Source organism: Legionella yabuuchiae, from assembly GCF_900640115.1.
Taxonomy (GTDB): Bacteria; Pseudomonadota; Gammaproteobacteria; order Legionellales; family Legionellaceae; genus Legionella_A; species Legionella_A yabuuchiae.
Map to the genome: position 1 here is coordinate 1 of NZ_CAAAIW010000061.1, position 1,422 is coordinate 1,422.

The window sequence follows — 1,422 nt, forward strand, 5'->3', positions numbered from 1 at the left end:
CTTGCGAAATTGCTGTTGATAACCATTGGTCTGCTGCATCAAGAAAGTTTTGTCCTTTTTCTTTTTTCACAGGAGTTAATAGGATAATATGTTGTTCTTGATGAATTGCTTCAGCTCCTACTTGATAGGCCTTATCAGCGTAACACTCAAGCATATTTTCAGGTCATGCAGGTAAAATTTGCTCAAATGCTTTTCGGTCATGCATCCCCGCCTCGGTTAATCCAAGACAGACAGGAATAGGTAAGGAACCTTTTAGTCGGGTAGCAACCACGTGTAATTTAACACCGTAATAGTACCGTTTTTTAGTTGCACAATAGCCACTTTTGGTCGCGATTTCTGGGGCTACTTTCGCATGGAATCGCCTTCCTCGCTGCGCCATAATAATGGGCATAGAATCTGTGAGACCTATACCCAATCAACTTCAAAATACTAAGTTTTTAGCAACTGGAAGTTGTCGTTAATTCTGCCATCCAGTGCATTTTCAATGCTTGGCAAAATGTCATCAAAAAAGCTATTAATTGCCTCTTTAAAATCCTTTGCTCCTTTGAAACATCGGTTGTTTCTTACTTTTTCGTTCATGACCTTCCATAGCCGTTCTATTGGGTTGAGATTGGGGCTATAAGGCGGTAGAAAGTGCAGTTTTATATTGAGGCTTGAAGCATGCTCAGCAACCAATAACGACCTGTGGTATCCCGCTTTATCTAAAATTAAATGAACCGTTTTTGAGCCATATTGGTCACGAACTTTTTCCATAAAATTGATGATCGATCCTGCATTAATTGTTTCATATTGTGCGGTAATTGCCTTTGCAACATGGCCTAGTTGGATAGCACCAACAATATTCAAGCGGGTACGACTGGCCGTTGTTCCTACATGTTTTGTTTTACCTGTTCTAATCCACCCATAAGCTAATTTTGTTGCTTGTGTTGGGTGTACTGAATCCATAAACAAAATAGGTTCTTCATTCCCAATCTCTTTTTTCAATTGTTCATATTCTGCAACAAATTGTTTTTGTAACTCAGGATCTGCCTTATGAGGCAGGCCTTTGGGCTTTTTATAGCTAAACCCTTGGCGGTGGAGCCATTTATGCAGTCCTGCAACGGTATAAGTAACCCCAAAATGTTCTTTGATATACAGGACAATTTGGTGATTATGCGCATAGGTGTGCTCTTCCAAATGGGCAATAAGCTCCTGTGTTTACTCGTCTGTTAAATTACTAGATGAGCCGCCACTTTGATTTTTTAACTTGCCTGATTTGTATTCTTCAATATGACGAATGATCGTTGATTGATGTAAACGAAGCGCTTGGCTTATTTGAGGAACCGTCCAGCCTTCTGAACGCAACAAAATTGCTTTTATGCGATCGCCTTCTTTCCTGTTTTCACAGCTATGATGAGCTGCTTCAAGAAAGGCTTTTTCTTC

At 40.1% G+C, this 1,422-nt stretch carries 1 protein-coding gene and 1 pseudogene; both read right to left on the reverse strand.

What is annotated here, in order from left to right; all coding sequences use genetic code 11:
• Window positions 1–163: 163 nt before the first annotated feature.
• On the reverse strand, window positions 164–391 hold the full coding sequence (locus tag E1O47_RS12030; protein WP_133131475.1) for a hypothetical protein: 228 nt from the start codon (window positions 389–391) through the stop codon (window positions 164–166).
• A 38-nt stretch (window positions 392–429) separates the two neighbouring features.
• Window positions 430–1,422: pseudogene (locus E1O47_RS12035) on the reverse strand (IS630 family transposase); the annotation flags it as partial.